General features: G+C 57.1%; 20 protein-coding genes. 16 read left to right on the top strand and 4 right to left on the bottom strand.

The window, feature by feature from the left end; genetic code table 11:
- Window positions 1-4 precede the first annotated feature (4 nt).
- The 15 genes from GYN01_RS11975 to GYN01_RS11905 all read left to right on the top strand — a co-directional run bounded on the left by GYN01_RS11975 (window position 5) and on the right by GYN01_RS11905 (window position 13,951).
- Window positions 5-331, top strand: coding sequence for a GPW/gp25 family protein (locus GYN01_RS11975; RefSeq protein WP_203302618.1), 327 nt, complete (start codon window positions 5-7; stop codon window positions 329-331).
- Window positions 328-1,215, top strand: a complete 888-nt coding sequence (locus tag GYN01_RS11970) for a baseplate assembly protein (RefSeq protein ID WP_203307178.1) — start codon at window positions 328-330, stop codon at window positions 1,213-1,215. Before GYN01_RS11975 ends, GYN01_RS11970 begins: the two co-directional genes overlap by 4 nt.
- A complete protein-coding gene (locus GYN01_RS11965) occupies window positions 1,212-1,814 on the top strand; it encodes a phage tail protein I (RefSeq protein ID WP_203307177.1) in 603 nt (200 codons plus the stop codon). The genes GYN01_RS11970 and GYN01_RS11965 overlap by 4 nt, the downstream gene beginning before the upstream one ends.
- Window positions 1,811-3,991 carry a phage tail protein gene (locus GYN01_RS22830; RefSeq protein WP_476748490.1) on the top strand — a complete coding sequence of 727 codons (2,181 nt, stop codon included), beginning with the start codon at window positions 1,811-1,813 and terminating at the stop codon, window positions 3,989-3,991. Before GYN01_RS11965 ends, GYN01_RS22830 begins: the two co-directional genes overlap by 4 nt.
- 2 nt (window positions 3,992-3,993) lie before the next feature.
- A complete protein-coding gene (locus GYN01_RS22270; protein ID WP_238936230.1) occupies window positions 3,994-4,440 on the top strand; it encodes a tail fiber assembly protein in 447 nt (148 codons plus the stop codon).
- 93 nt (window positions 4,441-4,533) lie between these two features.
- Window positions 4,534-5,706 (top strand): phage tail sheath subtilisin-like domain-containing protein, encoded by a 1,173-nt coding sequence (locus GYN01_RS11950; RefSeq protein WP_203307176.1) that lies wholly within the window; start codon window positions 4,534-4,536, stop codon window positions 5,704-5,706.
- Between the two features lie 12 nt (window positions 5,707-5,718).
- On the top strand, window positions 5,719-6,222 hold the full coding sequence (locus GYN01_RS11945) for a phage major tail tube protein (RefSeq protein WP_203307175.1): 504 nt from the start codon (window positions 5,719-5,721) through the stop codon (window positions 6,220-6,222).
- 11 nt (window positions 6,223-6,233) lie between these two features.
- Window positions 6,234-6,542 carry a phage tail assembly protein gene (locus GYN01_RS11940; protein ID WP_203307174.1) on the top strand — a complete coding sequence of 103 codons (309 nt, stop codon included), beginning with the start codon at window positions 6,234-6,236 and terminating at the stop codon, window positions 6,540-6,542.
- Between the two features lie 148 nt (window positions 6,543-6,690).
- The gene (locus tag GYN01_RS11935; RefSeq protein WP_203307173.1) at window positions 6,691-9,729 is read left to right on the top strand and encodes a phage tail tape measure protein; all 3,039 of its coding nucleotides are present in this window, start codon (window positions 6,691-6,693) and stop codon (window positions 9,727-9,729) included.
- An 11-nt stretch (window positions 9,730-9,740) separates the two neighbouring features.
- Entirely contained in the window at window positions 9,741-10,586 is an 846-nt protein-coding gene (locus tag GYN01_RS11930; RefSeq protein ID WP_203307172.1) for a phage tail protein, read from the top strand.
- On the top strand, window positions 10,561-10,767 hold the full coding sequence (locus GYN01_RS11925) for a tail protein X (protein ID WP_203307171.1): 207 nt from the start codon (window positions 10,561-10,563) through the stop codon (window positions 10,765-10,767). Before GYN01_RS11930 ends, GYN01_RS11925 begins: the two co-directional genes overlap by 26 nt.
- A gap of 75 nt (window positions 10,768-10,842) precedes the next feature.
- A complete protein-coding gene (locus GYN01_RS11920) occupies window positions 10,843-11,889 on the top strand; it encodes a phage late control D family protein (RefSeq protein WP_203307170.1) in 1,047 nt (348 codons plus the stop codon).
- A gap of 48 nt (window positions 11,890-11,937) precedes the next feature.
- On the top strand, window positions 11,938-12,483 hold the full coding sequence (locus GYN01_RS11915) for a glycoside hydrolase family 19 protein (protein WP_203307169.1): 546 nt from the start codon (window positions 11,938-11,940) through the stop codon (window positions 12,481-12,483).
- A complete protein-coding gene (locus GYN01_RS11910; RefSeq protein ID WP_338053158.1) occupies window positions 12,480-13,007 on the top strand; it encodes a lysis system spanin subunit in 528 nt (175 codons plus the stop codon). The genes GYN01_RS11915 and GYN01_RS11910 overlap by 4 nt, the downstream gene beginning before the upstream one ends.
- Before the next feature lie 149 nt (window positions 13,008-13,156).
- Window positions 13,157-13,951, top strand: a complete 795-nt coding sequence (locus GYN01_RS11905) for a DNA adenine methylase (protein ID WP_203307168.1) — start codon at window positions 13,157-13,159, stop codon at window positions 13,949-13,951.
- 154 nt (window positions 13,952-14,105) lie between these two features.
- On the opposite strand, the gene GYN01_RS11900 is transcribed toward GYN01_RS11905, so the two are convergent.
- Together GYN01_RS11900 and GYN01_RS11895 are read right to left on the bottom strand one after the other, a co-directional pair.
- On the bottom strand, window positions 14,106-17,174 hold the full coding sequence (locus tag GYN01_RS11900; RefSeq protein WP_203307167.1) for a metallophosphoesterase: 3,069 nt from the start codon (window positions 17,172-17,174) through the stop codon (window positions 14,106-14,108).
- A 422-nt stretch (window positions 17,175-17,596) separates the two neighbouring features.
- Window positions 17,597-18,217 (bottom strand): tyrosine-type recombinase/integrase, encoded by a 621-nt coding sequence (locus GYN01_RS11895; protein WP_203307166.1) that lies wholly within the window; start codon window positions 18,215-18,217, stop codon window positions 17,597-17,599.
- Between the two features lie 139 nt (window positions 18,218-18,356).
- Here GYN01_RS11895 and GYN01_RS11890 point away from each other — a divergent pair, with 139 nt between their 5' ends.
- A complete protein-coding gene (locus GYN01_RS11890; protein WP_203307165.1) occupies window positions 18,357-18,812 on the top strand; it encodes a GNAT family N-acetyltransferase in 456 nt (151 codons plus the stop codon).
- 104 nt (window positions 18,813-18,916) lie between these two features.
- On the opposite strand, the gene GYN01_RS11885 is transcribed toward GYN01_RS11890, so the two are convergent.
- The gene (locus tag GYN01_RS11885; protein ID WP_203307164.1) at window positions 18,917-19,396 is read right to left on the bottom strand and encodes a GNAT family N-acetyltransferase; all 480 of its coding nucleotides are present in this window, start codon (window positions 19,394-19,396) and stop codon (window positions 18,917-18,919) included.
- A 571-nt stretch (window positions 19,397-19,967) separates the two neighbouring features.
- The gene (locus tag GYN01_RS11880) at window positions 19,968-21,017 is read right to left on the bottom strand and encodes a tyrosine-type recombinase/integrase (protein ID WP_203307163.1); all 1,050 of its coding nucleotides are present in this window, start codon (window positions 21,015-21,017) and stop codon (window positions 19,968-19,970) included.
- Between the last annotated feature and the right edge of the window lies 1 nt (window position 21,018).

The raw sequence follows: 21,018 nt of genomic DNA, 5'->3' as shown, positions 1-21,018 counted from the left end.
CGCGATGATCGGAATGGATCGCCACACCGGCGCGGCCCTTTCCGGCGTCGAGCATTTGCGCCAATCCATTGGCGACATCCTCACAACCCCGGTGGGCAGTCGGCGCATGCGCCCAGCCTATGGCTGCCAGTTGCGCCGGTTCGTCGACATGCCGATCAACGCGGGCTGGAAAAGCGCGGTACAGGCCGAGGTCGCCCACGCGCTGAACCTGTGGGAGCCGCGTTTCAAGTTGCAGTCGGTGCGGGTCACGGCGGTGCTCGAGGGCGTGATCACTTTTGAACTCAAGGGCCTGTACCGGGGCGAGGGCGTAGCAATGGAGGTGAGCGCATGAGTACCGTGGATCTGTCGGCCTTGCCGACCCCGGAGGTGCTGGAGTCGCTGGACTTTGAGGGCGCTTATCAGGAAGAACTGGCGGTGTTTCGCGCCTACATGGGCGACAACTGGAACGCGGCGTTGGAGAGCGATCCGGTGGTCAAGCTGCTGGAATTGGGCGCCTACAGCCGGGTTCAACACCGGGCGCGGGTAAACGATGCATCCAAGTCGCTGCTGTTGGCCTATGCGCAGCGTACCGACCTCGATCACCTCGCCTCGAACGTGCGGCTTAAACGCTTGGTGATTCAGGAGGCGGATCTGCAAAGCGTGCCCCCGGTGCCGCAGGTCATGGAACTGGACGACGCGTTACGCGAGCGCATCCAGTTGGTGTACGAGGGCCTGACCACGGCCGGGCCGCGCAACAGCTACATCCTGCACGCGCGCAACGCCTCGGCGCTGGTGGCCGACGCGCAGGCCGAAAGCCCAAGCCCGGCGCATGTGGTGGTCACGGTGTTGCACCTGGAAGGCACGGGCGTCGCAGACCCGCCCTTGCTGGACAAGGTGCTGGAATATCTCAGCGATGAAGACATTCGCCCGGTCGGGGATCGGGTCACGGTGCAAAGCGCCGAGGTCAAGGAATACCGCATTGACGCGGTGCTGCACATGGCCGGTACCGGCTCGGAGAACGAAGCGATTCTGGCCGAAGCGACCCGGCGCCTCGCGGCCTGGATCAACCCGCGTCGGCGTCTCGGCGTGGAAATCTCGCGCTCGGCGATTGACGCGCAACTGCACATCACCGGCGTCAGCCGCGTGGACTTGCCCGGCTGGGTCGACATCCCCCGGGCCACGCACCAAGCCGCGTACTGCATCGGTTACAGCGTGATCCAAGGCGGTGCCGGGTGAGCCTGCTGCCGCTCAACAGCACCCCGCTGGAGCGGGCCATCGAAGCGGCGATTGATCACAACCCGGCGATTCCGATTCGCACCCTGTACAACGCGAAAACCTGCCCGGCGCACTTGCTGCACCAGTTGGCGTGGGCGTGGTCGGTGGACCGCTGGGACAACCGCTGGAGCGAGCAGGTCAAACGTGCGGCGATTGAATCGGCGTTTTTCATCCATGCCCACAAAGGCACCATCGGCGCGCTGCGCCGGGTGGTCGAGCCGCTGGGTTATTTGCTGGAAGTGATCGAGTGGTGGCAGACCGTACCGATGGGGGTGCCGGGCACATTCGGGCTGAAGGTCGGGGTGCTGGAAACCGGCATCACCGAGGAAATGTACCGCGAGCTGACAGCCCTGATCGATGACGCCAAACCCCTCAGCCGCACGCTGACCGAACTGGTGATCAGCCTTGAAAGCACCGGCCAGCTCAACGTCTTTGCCTGCCTGTACGAGGGCGAGGTGATCGACGTGTACCCACCGGCGCCGCGCGACATCGAGGTCACGGGGCATTACGGCCCGGCGGGCCGCGAACATCACATTGAAATCCTGGACGTGTACTCATGATTGATCAAAGCAGCCAGTTCATGGCGATCCTCACCGCCGTGGGCGAGGCCAAACAGGCCAACGCCGACGCGATGAACATCCCGTGGACGTTTTCTCAGATGGGCGTGGGCGATGCGAACGGCACCGACCCGCAGCCCAACCGGGCGCAAACCAAGCTGATTAACGAACGCCGCCGCGCGCCGCTGAATCAGGTCAAGGTTGACCCGAAAAACACCAACGTGATCATCGCCGAGCAGGTGATCCCGGAAAACGTCGGCGGCTGGTGGATTCGTGAAATCGGCCTGTACGACGCGGACGGCGATCTGGTGGCGGTGGCCAACTGTGCGCCCAGCTTCAAACCGGAACTGGCCCAAGGTTCTGGCAAGACCCAAGTGGTGCGCATTAACTTCATCGTCAGCAGCGCCGCCAACGTCACGCTCAAGATTGACCCGAGCGTGGTACTGGCGACCCGGCAGTACGTGGACGACCGCATCCTTGAAGTGTTGCCGCCGACGCGCAAGCCCGGCAGTTACACCAAGGTCGTGATCGACAAACGCGGCGTGGTGATCGAGGGCAGCAACCCCGACACACTGGCCGATAACGGGATCAAGGACGCTTACACCAAAGAGCAGGTTGATGCCGGGTTGAAACTTAAGGCGCCTCTGAGCAGCCCGGCGCTCAGCGGTTTGCCCACTGCGCCTACGGCTGCGATGGGCAGCAACAACCAGCAACTGGCCACCACCGCGTTTGTGCAAGCCACCGTCTCGGCGGTTATCTCGGGCGCCCCCGGTGCGCTGGACACCCTCAAAGAACTGGCCGACGCCTTGGGCGGCGACCCCAACTTTGCCAACACCATCATTAACGGCTTGGCAGGCAAGGCCAACAAAGGCACCACGCTGGAGGATTACAACATCACCAACGGGGTGCCGATCCGCAACCCGCTAGCCGGTGGCAGCCTGGATATTCACGGCGGCTCGTTCGCGTTTCTGTCAGCCAATCAAGAGGCGTCGGTCTGCCAGAATTGCTTTTTTAATGGCGCCAGTTGGATGCGTCATGACGTGTCGCGGCCTGCGGTGTGCATTGCGCTGGAGCGCGGTACGCTTGTGGTGCGCAAGGCCGCCGCCGGGGCTAACCCGATTGTCTGGGGTGTCAGTGACGCGGTGATCGACGCCAGTAGCCTGACCTTTGCCGCGATCCGCAACAAACCTACCACCTTGGCCGGGTATAACATCCTTGATGCCTATACCAAGGCGGAAGTGACGACTGCCATTCAAGCCGCTATTTCAGGGGTGATCGACGGCGCACCGGGTGCGCTGGACACTATCCGCGAATTGGCGGCAGCCTTGGGCGGCGATCCGAACTTTGCCAACACCATCATCAATGGGTTGGCGGGCAAGGCCAACAAAGGCACCACGCTGGAGGACTACAACATCACCAACGGGGTGCCGATTCGTAACCCGTTGGGCGGCGGCAGCCTGGACCTGCACGGTGGGCAATTCGCGTTCGTGACCTCGGTGTCTGAATCCTCAATCGGGCAAAACTGTTACTGGAATGGCACCACCTGGTTGCGTCATGACGTGGCGGCCCCTGCGGTGTGTATCACGGTGGCGTCCGGGCGGGTGGTGATCCGCAAAGCCCCGGCCGGGGCCAACCCGATTGCGTGGGTGTCGTCACCTGAACTGGTGGACATCTCAATGCAGGCCTCGGTCGAAGAGGCTGAAGGCGGCAGCAACATCGCCCGCTGGATGAACCCCTTTTCGGTGGCGCGCTACGTGGCTAAAAAGGTGGTACAGGCCACGGAGTACGTGGCAGGCATCGCCGGGATCGCGTCGATTAATCAGGTCAACGCGGGCACCGATGACACGACGATGGTCACGCCCAAAAAGCTCAAGTGGGGCTTTTCATTCAGCCCCACCCAAAACGGCTACTTCTGCTTTCCAAGTTGGCTGGGCGGTTTTTTGCTGCAATGGGGCTACGTCTACGAGTCGCAGGGTGCCACCGATTATCGGGGCTTCAACGTGCCGTTTCCTAGCGCCTGCTTCGGCATGGTCATGAGCATTGAAGCGGCAACCCAAGGCGGCCATGCCAGCGGCTTCGGCTATGTCACCCAAGTGATCGACCGCACGAAATTCATCTGGTCGGTCGGCGGCAGTCTGTCCGGCGGCGGCTATGGCTATTACTGGGCATGGGGGAGTTGAGCATGACGGATCGTTACTACCTGAATCTGGCCGAGGACAGCCGGGTGCTGATGCGCTATGACACGGTGATCAACGGGGAGGATGTGCCTGAGGGCGCCACGCCGGTGACACGTCGAATCTTTTCGCAAACACTGAGCGGAGGAAAAGGCACGGCTTACCTGACTGAAGCGGGCAAGGTTGAGTTTCGTGTCATTGACCTCATGAGTTCTGAAGACCGCGCAGCCAGTGATGAACGGGCATGGCGTGACGCCGAGGTCGAGTCGGTCAAATGGCTGCGTGAACGGCACCGGGACGAGGTCGATCTGGACCTAAAACCCACACTCACACTGGACCACTTCAAGGGGCTGCTGAGCTACCTGCAAGCGTTGCGCGACTGGCCGCAGTCGCCGGACTTCCCGACATTGAAATATCGACCTGTGCGGCCCGACTGGCTCGCCGAACAAACCTGATAACGCCCCGCACCCCGGGGCGTTTTTGTATCCACCGTTTGACCCCCATAAGCCTCGCACTGCGGGGCTTTGTTGTTTCTGGAGAGTACCTGTATGAGCACAGCCAGCCGTTTCCACGGCGTTACGGTCACGCTGGTCGACACCGGCGCGCGCACCATTGCGCTGCCGTCGACCTCGATCATCGGCCTTTGCGACACCTTCACCCCGGGCCTCAAGGCCACCGCCAAACCCAATGACCTGGTGCTGCTGACCAGCGAGCGCGAAGCGGTGGCCGCCTTCGGTGAAGACTCAGCCATCACCCGCGCCGCCAAAGCCGTTTTCTTGAAAGCCAAAGCCGTGATCGTCGCGTGCGGCGTGGCCCAGCTGGAAGATGCAGCGCTGCAAACCTCGGCCATCATCGGCGGCGTGTTGGCCTCGGGTCAGCGTACCGGCCTGCAAGCGTTGCTCGATGGCAAAAGCCGCTTCAACGCCCAGCCACGTCTGTTGATCGCGCCCAAGCATTCCGCCACGCAAGCGGTGGCCACCGCAATGGATGCACTGGCGGGCAAGTTGCGCGCCATCGCCATCGTCGACGGCCCCAACACCACCGATGAGGCAGTGCTGGCCTACGCGCAGGAGTTTGGCAGCAAGCGCATTTACATGGTCGACCCGGGCGTGCAGCAGTGGGACACCATCACCAGCAAAACCATTGACGCCCCGGCCTCGGCGTTCACCGCTGGCCTGTTCGCCTGGACCGACACCGAGTACGGCTTTTGGGCCTCGCCGTCGAACAAAGAGTTTGTCGGCATCACCGGCACCACGCGCCCGATTGAGTTCCTCGACGGCGACGAAACCTGCCGCGCCAACCTGCTCAACAACGCCAACATCACCACCATCATCCGCGACGGCGGCTACCGCCTGTGGGGCAACCGCACGCTGTCGGCCGATTCGAAATGGTCGTTTGTCACCCGCGTGCGCACCCTCGACATCGTGATGGACGCGATTCTGGCCGGGCACAAATGGGCGGTGGATCGCTCGATCACCAAGACCTACGTCAAAGACGTCACGGACGGCCTCGAAGCCTTCATGCGCGACCTGAAAAATCAGGGTGCGGTGATCAACTTTGAAGTGTTTGCAGACACCGAACTGAACACGGCCAGCCAGCTGGAGGAGGGCAAGGTGTACTGGAACATCCGTTTCACCGACGTGCCGCCTGCCGAGAACCCTATTTTCCGCGTCGAAGTCACCAACCAGTGGTTGACCGAAGTGCTGGAAACCGCCGCCTAAGGAGGCCGCTCAATGATTCCGCAACTGCTTAGCAACACCAACCTGTTCGTGGACGGGGTCAGCTTTTCCGGTGATGTGCCGTCGCTGACCCTGCCCAAGCTGACCGTGAAAACCGAGGCCCATCGCGGTGGCGGCATGGGCGGTGAAATCGAGATGGACATGGGGCTGGAGAAGCTGGAAGCGAGCTTCACCACCACCGGTGTTCGTCGCGAGTCGTTGAAGTATTTCGGGCTGTCAGACCAGACCGGCTGCAACGCCGTGTTTCGCGGTGCCTTCAAAGGCCTCAAGGGCCAGATCACCCCGGTGATCGCGACGATGCGCGGCATGCTCAAGGAAGTTGACCTCGGCGACTGGAAGCCCGGCGACAAAGCTGAGATCAAACACGCGATGGCGGTCACCTACTACAAGTTGGAGATCGACGGTCGCGTGATGTACGAAATCGACATGGTCAACGCGGTGCGCGTGATTGATGGCGTCGATCAACTGGCTGCTGAACGCAGCGCCATGGGCCTTTAAGGAATACCTGCATGACTACCAGCACTGAAAAGAAAATCCCGACCTGGCTAAAACTGACCGACGAAGGCGTCACCATCACCCTGCGTTACCCGACCGAACTCAATCATGTCAAAACCGACAAGTTGGTGATGCGCGCGCCGACCATTCGCGACGTGCGCGCCGCCAATGCGGTCTCAGGCGGTGATGCTGAAAAGCGCGAACTGCAACTGTTCTCCAGCCTCACCGAGATCCCGACCGGTGATCTTGAAGGGCTTAAGGTGGTTGATTACACCCGGGTGCAGGAAGGCTATTTTCGTCTGGTCGACGAAGGTGAACTGTAACCCCCACACCCTGAAACAGATGGCCAAGCGCTTGGCGGCGCAAACGAGCTTTTCCGCCGCCGAGATCACGGCCATGTCGTTTTCGGAAATGGTCTGGTGGCTCACGGATTGAGCCGCCTGCCGCGCAACCACAGGGTAGGGCGTACAAATGGCAAACAAACTCGCGCTCGGGCTGGTGATCGGCGGGGCGGTCAGTTCCACCGTGGGTTCAGCGTTCAAGGACGTTGAGGGCCGGATCAAGAAGCTCGAAGCGGCCGGGGCCAAAGCCCGGGTCATGCAACGCCAGATCGGTGACACCATCCGCCTGCGCAACGAATGGAAAAAGGCCCACGACAGCGGCGCGGCGGGTGCATCCACGCTGCTGACCAAACTCAATTCCAACCTCGACAGCTTGCGCAAGCAGGGGATCGAGGTCGGACGGCTCGACCGGGCCTATCAGGCGCTAGGCCGCACCGCGCGCCAAGCTGACCTCAAAGCCCAAGGGCACAAGCAAATCAACGAAGGCCGGGCCAGTGTCAAAAGCACGGTCGGCCGGGCAGCGGTAGGGGTGGCCGCACTGGCGGTACCGACCAAAGTCAGCGCCGATTACAACGCGATCATTCGTGACATCGCGATCAAGGCCGGTATCGCCAATGCCCCCGAAGAAAAGCAGATGTCGCGCAGCATTATCGACACTTCGCGTGACACCGGCATGGCTCGTAACGAGGTGGCCACCGTGGTCAACGAGCTGGTGGGCGCCGGTATGGACTTGGCCAAGGCGATGGAATACGCGCCGGTCGCAGCCAAGTTTGTAATCGGGCAGGGATCGGACGGCGGCGAAACCGCCAAGATGATCAACGCCCTCGGCCAGAACGCCAAGATCACCAGTGCCAAGGAAATGCAGCAGGCGCTGGAAGCCATCGCGTTTCAAGGGCAGGCGGGCAGCTTTGAGGCCAGCGACATGGCCAAGTGGTTTCCCGAGCTTCTGGCCAACATGGGCAAGCTGGGTATCACCGGTATGGATTCCGTGACCCAACTGGGCGCCATGCTGCAGGTGCAGATGAAAACGGCGGGTAGCTCCGATGAGGCGGCCAACAACCTCAAAAACTGGATGGACAAGATCAGTTCCTCGCAGACCGTCGATGCGTACAACAAGGCCGGGATTGATTACGAAGGCTCGATGCAAACCGGCATTCAACAGGGCATGTCGACGCTTGAGTCGAGCATGGCACTGGCCAAGAAGTACATCGAGCAAACCGATCCCAAACGCGCCGCCAAGATGGCCGAAGCGACGGCGCAAATCAGCAAGGAGTCCAACCCGGAGAAAGCCAAGGCCATGATGGCCTCGCTGGAGCAGGCATTGCGCACCGGCGACATCTTTTCCGACATGCAGGTCAAGGCCGCGCTTACGGCCTACATGCAAAACAAGGAGCTGTACGGCCAGCTAAAGCGCGAGTCGCGCGAAGCCACTGGCATTCTCGACAAGAACCTGGCCGAGCGCCGCGAAACCTCGTCGCAAAAATGGGCCGAAATGGCGCAGTCGATGGACGACGCCATGCGCTCGGTGGGCGATGCGATCCGCCCGATCACAGACGGCGTGGCCGAAGGGCTGACCACGGTGGCCAAGGGCATCACCTCACTCAGTGATCGCACCCCCGGGTTGGCAATGGGGCTTACGGTGCTGGCCGGTGGAGCGCTGACCCTGCAAGGGCTGCTGGGCTCGTTCAAGATCGGCAAGGGCCTGTTCAACCTCGCACGCGGCGCCATGGGCGGCCGCGATGCCAAGGGCGTGCAAAAGGTCTTTGTCACCAACGCCGGTGATGACGACAAGGAAGACGGCAAGGGCTCCAAAGTGCTGGCTCTCGCGGAAATCGGCCTGAAAGCCATCGGCGGTAAAAAGGACGATGACGGCGACAGCGAAGAAGGCGGCGAAAGCAAAGGCTTTGACCCGATTGATACGGGGCTAAAGCTGCTCGACGTGTTCCGTGAAGCAAAAAACGATGATGACGGCGGCGAAGAGTCCGGGCCGCAAAAGGTGTTTGTGGTCAACGCCGCAGCAATGGGCGGCGGGGGCGGTGGAGGCGGCGGTGATCGAGGTCGGCGCCGTCGCGGCGGTGGCAATCGCAACGGACGTCGCCGGGGTGGTGGTGGCGGTGGTGGTGGTGGTGGTGGGCCTCGGCCGCCGCGTCCGCCCGTGCCGCCTGTTCCACCGGTTCCGCCCGTACCACCGGGTCGCCTTGGTCGGGTGATGGGCTTTGCCAGCAAGGTGGGCAAGGTCGGTAAATTGATCCCGGGCGGGTCGCTGCTTGAGGGCGGCATGCGCGCAATGGACACCTACCAGAACGCCGAAACCAAGGAGGAAAAAGCCGAAGGCTACGGCGCCGCAGCGGGCAACATGGCCGGTGCGCTGGCAGGGGCTGCTGCCGGTGCGGCCATCGGTTCCGTGGTGCCTATTTTGGGTACGGCGGTCGGTGGCTTGATCGGCGGCATTTTGGGCAGCATGGGCGGCGAGTCGGTCGGTGCTTTTGTGGGCAAATCGTGGTTCGGCTCGGACGATGAAAAATCGGCCGAACCTGATAAGCCCGAGGCCAAGCCTGCGGGCGAGCCACCGACGCCAGTGGTCAAGCCCGTGTCGTATGACCCGAATGATCCAGACTCGAAAGACCCGTTCCTGTTGCCGCACTTTGCCAACAAACCGCGCTTCCCCGGTGCGGACTTGGTGCCTCCGAGTGCGCTGCCGACACACACGCAATCACCGGCGCCGGTGGTCAAGCCGGTGTCCTATGACCCTGATGATCCTGACTCGGCTAATCCGTTTCTGTTACCGCACTTCGCCAACAAACCGCGCTTCCCGGGCGCTGACCTGGTGCGGCCCAAGTCGCTGCCGCCTGAAGGCTCAACCGGTGCCAGCGCATCACGCGAGCTTCCCGGCGCGGTGAACATGGGCGACGTGGTGCGTTCGTTTGCCAGCACCGCGCCTGCGGGGCCGCTGGCCATGCCGCCGAAGGTGGAGCCGGTGCTCAAGGTCGAGCCGCCGAAGATCGATCAGAAGATTGATGTTAAGGCTGATCTGGTCATCAACGTGCAAGGCGACGTAAAAGACCCGGCCGCACTGGCCCGCGAGCTACAGCCGCACCTGCAACGTCAGATCGAGCAAATCAACCAGCAGATGTCGAGCCGTAACCTGTACGACCAACCGCATCTGTAAGGAGGGCACGCATGGCCTACATGGAACAATTGCAGTCGGGGTTGAAGTACCTGACTGCGGCCGGGGAAACCGGGCGCCGCAGCTTGGACGGCATGCTCGGGCCGGTGAACGGCGCCATTGGTGAAATCAGCGGCGCCGCCTCCGAACTGAGCGACTTGCCGTTTATTGGCCCTGCGGTAGGGGCCAAGGTGCAACGGCTGATGCGCGGCGTTAACGCGGCACAGGCCAAGGTCGGCGCGGTGGTGGCCACCTACAACAAAGCCACCCGGGCAGCCTCGCAGATCGAGGAGCGCCTCGGCGTGCTCAAAGAACAGGCGGGCAAGGCCGCGACCGCGATCAACAAAATCGCAGGCAAGGTCAGCCCGTCACTGGCCAACATCGTGCCCACCGGCGCGCTGGGCGCAGACGCGACCCCGGCCGCCGAAGCGGTAAAGCCGTTCCCGCATTTGCTGATCATGCAACCGCTCAAGCCCGGATCGACACCGTTCTACTTCAACCTGGACACCGCCGCGTTCGACGAACTCAAGCGCTCCAGCGAATTCCGCTGGGCATCGCAAGAGCGCCTCAGCCGCCGCCCGGCGCAACAAGCGGTGGGCATGGGCGAAGAACGCATCACCCTCACGGGCGCGATTTTTGGCGGGTTCAAAGGCGGCATCAAACAACTCGACACCCTACGCAGCATCGGCGCCCAGCTTCAACCACTGGGCCTGACCACCGGCTACGGCGAGGTACTGGGCAACTGGTGTTTAAAAAACATCGAAGAAGAACAAAGCGCCCTGCTGCAAGGCGGCATCCCGCGTAAACAGGGCTTTACCTTGGAGTTTGTGCGCTATGGCGACGACCTGCAGAACAGCTAGCGGCGACGTGCTCGACACCATCTGCCAGAACTATTACGGCCACCTCAACGGCACGGTCGAGGCCGTGCTCGATGCCAACCAAGGGCTGGCCGATGAGGTGCAGCCGTTCAAGGCCGGGCTATTGATTCACCTGCCGGATTTGACCGCGCCGAGTGATGAGGTGGTGATGCTCTGGAATTAACCGCGTTTCGTTACGCGTAACGCTCAACCACTCAGCTCGCCATCGCGCGGGCTTTCTTTTGTCGGGAATTCGCCTATGACCCCCACCTTCCGCATCGTCGCAGACGGTGCTGACATCACTGCGCTGATCAACGACCGCCTTCTGTTGCTGCGTACCACTGACAAACCCGGCATGGAGTCAGACGACTTTGAATTGCGCATTGATGACCGTGATAGCGCGGTGTCATTGCCCAGCCGTGGAGCGAGCATCGAAGTATTTCTCGGCTACAGCGGCACCGCCTTAACCCGCCTCGGGCGCTACACCGTAGACGAGGTCGAGTTGTCCGGCCCGCCCGACACACTAGTGATCCGGGGCAAAGCCAGCGACATGCGCGGGAGCGGCAAGACCACGCGCAGCGGCAGTTGGGAAGGGGTGAGCCTGGCCAGCATCGTCAAAGACGTAGCCGCACGTAACGGCTGGTCGCCGGTGTGCCCGGTCGACACGATAGTGCCGCGTGCTGACCAGCTCAGCGAATCCGACTTCAACTTTATCACCCGGCTCTCCAAGCAGTTCGACTGCACCGCCAAAGTGGCGGACGGCAAGCTACTGGTGATGCAGCGCCAAGGTGGGCAAAGCGCGAGCGGCAAAGCCTTGGGCGCTATCACCCTGACTCGCAGTGACGTCAGCCGCTGGCAGTTCCGCCTTGGTGATCGCAGCGCCCATAAGGCGGTCAGCACCAAGCACCAGGACAAGAAAACCGGCAAGTTGACCATCGTCACCTTGGACAACGACGAAGCACCTGACGGCCTACCGCCCGTTCACACAGACCGCCACATTTACCCCAATAAGTCCGCCGCCGAACAGGCCGCCAAAGCGCGGCTGGCCGCGTTCAATCGCTCGACCGCTGCTGTGCGGTTGGAAGTGCCCGGTCGTACTGACCTGTTTGCCGAACGCACCATCAATGCCCAAGGCTTCAAGGTCGGGCTCGATGGCGAGTACCTGGTGGACTCGGTGGAACAGGTTTTTACCCAAAGCGGCTGGAGCACCACCGTCGAATGCAATGGCGGTAAGAAAGGCAAAGCCAAGGCCAAAGGTAAGAAGCCTAAGGCGCCGCTAAAAGTCGTATCGCTAAAAGCAGAATAAACCCACTCCAAGCCGGCCATGAGCGGGCGTTAACGTTAGGGCAAGCCTATGTCGATAACCCAGCAACAACTCCAGCAGATCCTCCCCAACGCCGGCCAAACAGCCGGCGTTTTTGTTCCTGCGCTAAACACCGCAATGGTCCGCTTCCAGATCGTCGGCACAAAACGCGTCGCCGCCTTCATCGCCCAGATCGGTCACGAGTCCGGCCAGTTTCGCTACGTGCGCGAATTGGGCAGCGATCAGTACCTGAGCAAATACGACACCGGCTCACTCGCCAAGCGCTTGGGCAACACGCCTGAGGCGGACGGCGACGGCCAGAAGTATCGCGGCCGTGGGCTGATCCAGATCACCGGCCGCGCCAACTACATCATATGTGGCGAAGCGCTGGCCCTTGACCTTATCAACCAACCCGAGCTGCTGGAAAAGCCGCAACACGCCTGCATGTCAGCGGCATGGTTCTGGGCGAGCAGGGGACTCAACACCTTGGCCGATGCGGGTCAGTTCGACAAGATCACGCAACGCATCAACGGTGGCCAAAACGGCGCAGCAGATCGCCAAGCGCTGTACGCCCGGGCGTTGAAGGTGTTGGCGTGAAGCTCGATGCGCTGAAGTGGGGCGGGGCATTGCTGGTGATGCTCGGTCTCATGTTTGGCAGCGCCTGGACGGCATGGGTGTGGCAAGCCAACGCCTACGACAAGAAACTCGCTAAGCAAGAAGCCGCCCACCAAACAACCCTGACCCATCTGGCCAATGCCAACTCAGCGCTAATCATCGCGGAGCAGGGCAAGCGCCTCGCCCTGGAGCAATGGCTGGCTGCCAGTGACCAATCCCACTACCGAGCCCTGACTGATGCCAAAACCACTCAAACCCGCCTGCGTGATCGCCTTGCTACTGCTGACCTGCGGCTGTCAGTCCTACTCGACATCCCCGCGACACATGATCGTCACGGAATGCAAGCCACCACCAGCCCCGGCAGCGTGGTTCATGGAACTGCGAGAGCCCAACTTGACCGAGCGCATGCTCAACGAGTTATCGGAATCACCGGCGACGGCGACCAAGGACTGATCGCGCTGCAGGCCTGTCAGGCCTACGTCAAAGAAGTCTCACGCACGAAATAAAAGGAGCGGCCGGGCTGGATGCGTCAACATCCAGCCCGGCCACCAAACCCGCAGATCTGTCTTGCAAGCCCAGTCAAGGCTCCTGCTTCGTGCACAAAGCGGAGCGAGCCTAGCACCTGTCTATCCATACAGTAAAGGTCTTGCAAACAATGTCCTCACCTATCATTCCTTGGATGGGCGGCAAACGCCGCCTCGCCGACCGCCTTATCCCCCTGTTCCCACCCCACGAATGCTATGTCGAAGTCTTTGCCGGCGGCGGTGCGCTCTACTTCCTGCGGCCACAGCCTGCTCCAGTCGAAGTGCTAAACGACATCAACGGCGACCTGGTCACCCTGTACCGCGTGGTGCAGAACCACTTGGAAGAATTCGTGCGTCAATTCAAGTGGGCTCTCAGCTCACGTCAGATATTCGAGTGGCAGAAAATGACCCGCCCGGAGACCCTGACCGACATCCAGCGCGCCGCCCGATTCTTCTACCTGCAACACCATGCCTTCGGAGGCAAGGTCTCAGGTCAGAGCTTCGGTACCGCAACAACAGCTCCTGCAATCAACCTGCTACGCATTGAAGAAAACCTGTCTGCAGCCTGGCAGCGTTTGTCAGGCACCTACATTGAAAACTTGCCCTGGCTTGAATGCGCTGAACGCTACGACCGGCCGCACACCTTCCACTACATGGGCCCGCCTTACTGGCAGACCGCTGGCTACGGCGTCGACTTCCCGTTTGAAAACTACGAGCGCATGGCTGATTTTATGCGGCGCTGCAAAGGGAGGGTAATGGTCAGCATCAACGACCACCCGGATATTCGGCGGGTGTTTGAAGGCTTTCACTTTGAGACGACCGAGATTCGCTACACGACCACGAATCAGCGGCAGGGGAAGGCTGAGGTGACGGGGGAGATGATAGTGATGAATTGGGAACCGGAAGCTTTGGGAGGGTTGTTTTAGGTTGGTAGGTTTGAAACCGACAGCAGTCCGTAACGAAGGGCTGCTATCGGCCAATAGCAGCCCTTAGTGAGAGGGCAAGAAGACCCAAAGCAGACGGATACCTGAATTCAGCGGCGGGCTAGTCATCCGCCGCTTTCGTCCCATGTAATTGTTGCTATAGGGAATCGTCGCTGGTGATTTGATTAAGTGAGCCCATTGCACGAACTCGGAGAATCCTCATCCAGACGTCATCGAGTCCAACCCTTTTAGCTTGGTTGAGTATCGTTAAGGCAGCATGCGGATCAGCTTTAGTATCGAGTAGCCACTTCGCTTGGTCGTTATAGATCGCAGGATTATTGGTTCCGGCCATAATTCTTTCTTGTCGCAGGATGGATGCTTTTTCACCTTCACCGATTGCTTCGAGTGCCGTGGCATAGATGGCCTCAGTATACTCGTTACCCTCACCAGTCGAACGAATAATATCTAACAAATCCAGTGCTCCTTGAGCATCTTTTTCATTATTCATCAGCCACTTTGCTTGGTCGCTGAATATCACAGGATTTCGACTGCCTCTCAAGATTTTATCTCTTCGTAAAGCAAAGGCCTCTTCACCACGCTCAATAGCTTCTAAAGCAATACCCATTATGGAAAGAAGGTGTTCATCATCACGCACCCTAGCTGGCGCATCCTTCACCTCATTTAAAAATGACGTAATTATTTCACGTTCTTGGGTAGCTGTCGCCGAATGACCATAGCTATTCCAGTAACTAGGGAAACCAGAGTCAAGACTAACCGCCTGTCGAAATAAACTAAGAGCCACTTGGTCATTCTCACCAAATATTTTTTTCCTGCACTCTCCGAGAAATCGCATGGCCATGTGATCGTTAGGAAAAATTTTCAGTAAAAACTCTAGTACCGAAACAACTTTATAATATTCCTTACTAGAATAAAGCCGCGCTTCGATTCTCCAAAGAGCCGCGTATGTCGCCTCCGGTTGAGCACCTAGGAGGCTGGGAGCAATTTCCACGATCCGCTCTCCCTGGCCTCCCTGCTCCAAGTGGTAGATGGCCTCGATCGCGCGACGGATATTAGCCTCGACGACTATTTTCTGGCCTTGCAGTTGATCAAACCAAAAACCAGAAATAAGCTGATGCAATGCCTTTGTATGCTCTTTATCAGTCGACAGTTTTCGAGCTTGTTCCGACGCGAGGTCGTGCAAATAGAACCAGTCGTTATTCTCTATTAGCAAACTACGACGCAAAAGCCCACTGAACGCAAACTCCGACGTGTATGACTCGAGATGGCTAAAATGGCTAAAGTGTATGCCATTACGATACAAAGAGCATATGAATAGTAGAGCGCGCTCGTGCTCTCCCAAAACATTCTGATATAGATCTTGAAATAACTTATTATAAAGCTCTTCGTTATAGTCCGTGGAAAACTCACTGAGAACTTTGTCTGGCTCTACTCCTTTTGCAGCAGCTAGTTGCACTAAAAGAAATAGCCCATATGCGTGAGCCCCATTCCCGTGTCCACCCCCTAAGCGCTGGAACAAATAGCGACGCCTATCTCGACTGAGGGTCCAGCCAGCGGCTAAACCGGGAGGAGCAGCTAAATACTCGATCAATGCTGTTTCCGGCAGGCCCGTAACTTCAAAATGAGAAAGATCCGGCTCCGCTGATTTCTCTCGGGTCTCCAGGATAATAACGCAGCCTTTGTGAGCCAAAGTTAGCGCTTCGAGAAACTTTCCGATCTCTGGGTCCCGCCATTTCCCTTGCCGAAAAAGATAGTGCCCGCGTTGAATATGAAGAAAGACCGGGACTGTATTCGATACCATTAGTTTAAGCTTTTCGACAAGCTCTTTCTTGGTTCTATTGCTGGGGAATTTTGGCCGCTCTTCATGATTTCCTAAATATGGAGCAATTTGACCATATAAATCTGCAAGTCCAGAGTCCTCCCTCACCGTAACCGTAACCAATTTTGAATTAACCCAAGTAGGTAATCGGTGCAGCTCGTCGATCAATACAGACTTCCCAGCGCCAGCCAAGCCATACACTGCAAGTAACCGGACTTGCTGCAACTGAGCAGTACTCTTGTTCAAGGAAGCCGTAAGCCCAAAATTTTTACGATTATTATGAGCTGCCTCTATCTCCTGAGTTTTGATTGCTGGACACGTCTTGGGCATCTCCAGAGTGATGGGCTCTTTATTTGAAAATACATCCAGCGGAGGAATATTCCAAACACCATCAGGTGCTCTATGTGCTATGTTCTGACCAACCCATCCGCGCCCTCTAATATCGTAATGTCTAAGATGAATCTCGGCTTTCCCAGCACCAAGTTGTACAAGGTTGTATCCAAATTCCGCTTGGCTTTCAGCGGTAGCAGCGCCAGCAGCGATTACAGTGTGCATAGGATGTTGAGAAGAGTTGACCCATTGATCATGAGCATGCCCGTGCAAGAGAAAATCAAGTTGATTCTGCAAGTGGCCACGTAATTGCTGGCTTTCGACGTCATTCAGCCAATTTTGAGGATGATGGATAAGACCTATTCGCAAATCTGGTTTGTATCCAGGGACCAATAACTCAATAGCTTTTTTACTTGCATGCAACTGAGTCTCACCACCAAGCCAAAGCTGGCCTTTATCCTTGTCATCAGCGCAGCTCCATGCCGAGTTGAGACCGTAAATGGCGATGGCAATACCATTAATTTCTATCAGAGCACCGAAAGCACGATTGGCGTCAAGCTCTATGTGTGGATAGTTGTGATGTATGAACTCTCGATACTGATCGAGGCGCTCCATTGCTCTATGAGTATCTGAATTTGTTTTTTGCTCTTGTAGTTGTTGGTTGATCTGCACCGGATTACGATTCGGACTACGGAAATACTCCGTAAGGGATTCGGCAACCTTATTTCGGTCAATATCATGATTACCGGGAACGAGAAATAGTCTATCTTTGGGGAGATTGAAAATATCAAGTACCAACTCAAAAAAAGAGTTTGCGTCTGCATATTGATCTGCTAGTGGTTGTTTGCTAGTTTCGCCAAAGCCGATATCACCTGTGCAAAATATCAAATCTACATGCCGACCTTTTTGCTTAAGCTCTTTCAAGTCAACAATTATGCCCTGTAATACTTCGCTATCCGCCCATTTAGTTTTAGAATGAAAGTGTAAATCCGAGAGGTGTAGCCAACCAATTTTGCAATCCATGTCGAGTACCAAGTGTGAGGTTTTACCGTTGAGCATTACTACGCTCTACAGAATAATTTTCAACCATAAATTATGGTAAAGCACATCAATCCATACACTAGCGGTCATTTGCACGCACCAGCTTCTTGTCACATCCAGCCCTTTTGTCGTCGAGGCTATCAGATCTGCTCAAAATTATGATGCTCCGCGTGCTACCACGGAAGATATTTCGCGATTTTATGGAGTCAACCCACAAGATTTTTGAAAGGACTACCGGATGAGATTTTTCTTGAAGAATGTCAAGGTCTATCACGCAGAAGAAGTCCAGTACGATCCAGGACGCTGCAATCGGGATTGTTGCGGCTCTTTCACTCTAAATTACAACGGGAATTGAGTTTCGTCCTAGCAATTAAAAAGCCATTGACAGTCCGCTTTTGGCCGGTTAGCGACGGTCTGACGTCGACCGTCGCTATACATGGTCAAACCTCAGTCTGTTCCGCCATCTCTAGGGCATCATCGACCTCAATCCCCAGGTATCGAACAGTGCTCTCCAGCTTCGTATGGCCGAGCAGCAACTGAACCGCCCGCAGGTTCTTCGTCCTGCGATATATCAGTGATGCCTTCGTACGTCGCATTGTGTGGGTGCCATACATGGCTGGATCAAGGCCCACGGCTTTCACCCAGCCTTTGACGATACGAGCGTATTGACGAGTAGATAGATGGTCTGAAGTATGCAGCCGGCTAGGAAACAGGCAGTCCTCGCTGCGTAGTTGGGCCCGATGTATCCAGGCCGTGAGAGCAGACCGTGTTTGCTCAGTGATCTCAAACTGCACAGGCCGCTGCGTTTTCTGCTGCATCACCATGGCTCGTGATGATATGTGCTCGCCATGAGCGACATCGCGCACGCGGAGCTTGGTTAAGTCGCAGGCTCGAAGCTTACTGTCGATGGCCAGATCGAAAAGAGCCAGATCTCGGGTTCTTTCCGCAATTTGAAGCCTTACTCGGATGGCCCAGATATCTCTCAGTCGGAGTGGGGTTTTCTGCCCGACCAGTTTTCCTTTGTTCCAGGGCTGACGGCTGCAGGTAGCAATGATGTTCATGACAAGTCCTCCACGTGGGGAAGGACAAGGATGGCTAATCAGAGCAACGGTCGCTAACCGGCCAGAAGCAGCCCTTCATGCTGGCGAGTAGGGTCGTATCTCACTACGATCAAGAAATCAAACGGAAGGAAATGCTTGAATGGATTGCCTAATTCGAAACGCAATGAATGCGGATGCTCCAGCTATCAGTCGGATCATCATTGGCACCCTCCGCGTGTCAAATGCTCAGGACTATTCATCCGAAATCATCAATCAAGTGATACAAAGCTTTTCTCCACAGGCGATCCTTCGTTTGTTGACGCAGCGTCAGGTAATCGTAGCAACACTCGAAAGTCATATCGTCGCAACAGCCAGTCTTGATCAGGACGTTGTCCGAAGTGTTTTTGTCGAACCGGCCTATCAAGGGATGGGCATTGGAAGACAGCTGATGACAAAAATTCAATCAATCGCCATAACCGAAGGACTCAACCTGCTGCGCGTCCCCTCTTCAATCACCGCTGAAGGCTTTTATGCTTCACTTGGCTTTAAAAAAATCCGAGACGTATTTCACGAGTCCGAGCGCACCATCATCATGTCGAAGACATTGGATCAGTAGCTTTACCGTGTGTACTCAAATGGCTGCTAAGGGTCGATTATTGCCTGTGACGTCGTGCAGAAACCGACCCGTAATGGACATCCGGCTAATAGGGAATTCGTGAATCAGTTTCCGATCCAGAGCATCGTCTGAACCGTAATATGCGGATGACTTTCTAACGGCTCCCATTCATCCATGAAAGCATAACCTTGTTTGAGATAGAAGTTCGAGGCTCTTGCATTGTCGGGTGATACATCGAGAAAAACACGATCAAAGCCTTCCGCGGTAGCACGAGCTTTCACTACTTCTACCAACTGAGTTGCCACGCCAGAGCCCCGTGCAGCAGATTCAACCCACATTCCGATCAAGTTAAAGCGATGCGCGCTACTGACTGCGGCACCAATCATTCCGACAGGCCTGTCTTTCTCGAATGCCAGCCAAAATGCTGTTCCGGTTGATGAGGCTCTTACTTTCCACTGCTCGTCAGTGTATGCGGCGGCAGTTTGATAACTGACACCAAACGCCGTTGGCGTGTCCAAAAGCGCGGCGAGTCGGACTTGCTTTAATAGCATCCAGTCTTCTGTTTCCGTCGATCGAATTTCCATGATCTTCCTTGATGGATTAGCTTCACCTCAACTTCTCATAAGAAAGATTAGGGGGCAACCAGGCTCGCGTCACGTACGTCCGCTTTTGGCCGATTTCTGACGATCATGAACCGCTGTCCAGGCAGTCGGATAACAAACTTTGACAGGCCGTTAATTAGGGCAATCTTAGGGCAAATGTGAGGCCTCATCAGGCCGGTATAGGCTTTAGATAGTGCACCAAATACCCTGCATTCACGGTCTGTAGCGGCCCGGAATGCACGCAGAAAACGTTCGAATCCCTATCCTCTGGCATCCGGGTGATAAGGTGTAAATCAGTTCCGCATCCAAAAACGCAACCCTTGATTTATCTGAGGTGTAGGCGAATAGATCAATAGTGTTTGCGGAATCGAATGTAAGATAACTTTCTGATTTATACAGAAAAAATTGTGGATTGCAAATCCGCCCACGCCGGTTCGATTCCGGCCTCGGCCTCCATACAGAAAACCCCGTAGATCACCGTCTACGGGGTTTTTTATTGGGTGCTGGAAAGTGAAGTGTTCCATTACTTTGGGCTTGGTGTTCCATAACTAACTCACTTTGTGGGCTTGGCGATGGCTCCAACACGCCGGTAAACCCGTTCCGTAATCCCTTCTTTTGAGTGCCCAAGAAGTGCGCTCGCCTCCGAAATATCTGCAATTTCCGACGCGGCCTTTGGCCTGATGTCTCGAAATTGAAATTGCATAATCCGCTTTGCTTCCTCCTCTGATCCCGATGCTCTTGCCCTATCAGCGGCAAGCAAGCGGGTGGCGTCCCAGCGGTTGCGCATCATTTGCCAGGACACCCGTACACCGCTTTTGCTGAGAATGAAATAAGGTGAGGGGTGAGCAGCATTGCGCTGCATGATTTGGTCAAGCAACAGCCCGAGACTGCTGCGGCCGACACTGGTGTTCAAGTGAATGCGTAGGCGCTTGCCAGTCTTACCTTGGCGTACCAGCAAAAAATCCCCCACCATATCGTCGCGGCGCATCGCCAAAACATCAGCCGGGCGCTGTCCAGTCAGATAGGCCAAGTCCATCGCGTCCTGAACTTCTTGTGGAGCGCAGCCATAAACTGCTCGCCATACGTCGTCATTGGCGTAATAGTCCCTGGGCTTCTCTTTGTTCTTGCGAACACCAAGGCACGGATTCTCCTGTCGAGTTAATCCCCACTCCCGAGCGATGTTAAAAACGTGCGATAGCAACGCAAGCTCTCTATTAGCTCGAGTTTTGGCAGATCGGGCGTCACGGTATTGAGCGACCATTGACGGCGATATTGCATCAATAGGCGCGTCATCAAACACAGCTCTCAGTTGGCGAAGTTCCGCGGCATTGTCTTTTTGAGTTCTTGGCGCCTTCTTTGGAATGATGTCTCTGGCGTATCGATCAAATATCCCCCTCATAACAAGCAGGTCTAAAGGTTTCTCTTTCGACTCCAACTCGGCCCACTTCATGCGCGCCTGATTAATATCCTTCCCTAGCGGAATGTCATGGCCCGTTGCATCGCGGTAATAGTAAGCCGTCCACACTTTGCCGTTTTTACGCAGGCGCGTGCGTTGGTACATCCTTGGCGGCAGGTGTTGGTTTTCAGTTTTGCGAGGGCGCATT

It is taken from the genome of Pseudomonas weihenstephanensis, assembly GCF_016812185.1.
GTDB lineage: Bacteria > Pseudomonadota > Gammaproteobacteria > Pseudomonadales > Pseudomonadaceae > Aquipseudomonas > Aquipseudomonas weihenstephanensis.
Note: the sequence above shows the minus strand (reverse complement) of the source record. Positions and strands in the feature narration are given on the sequence as shown.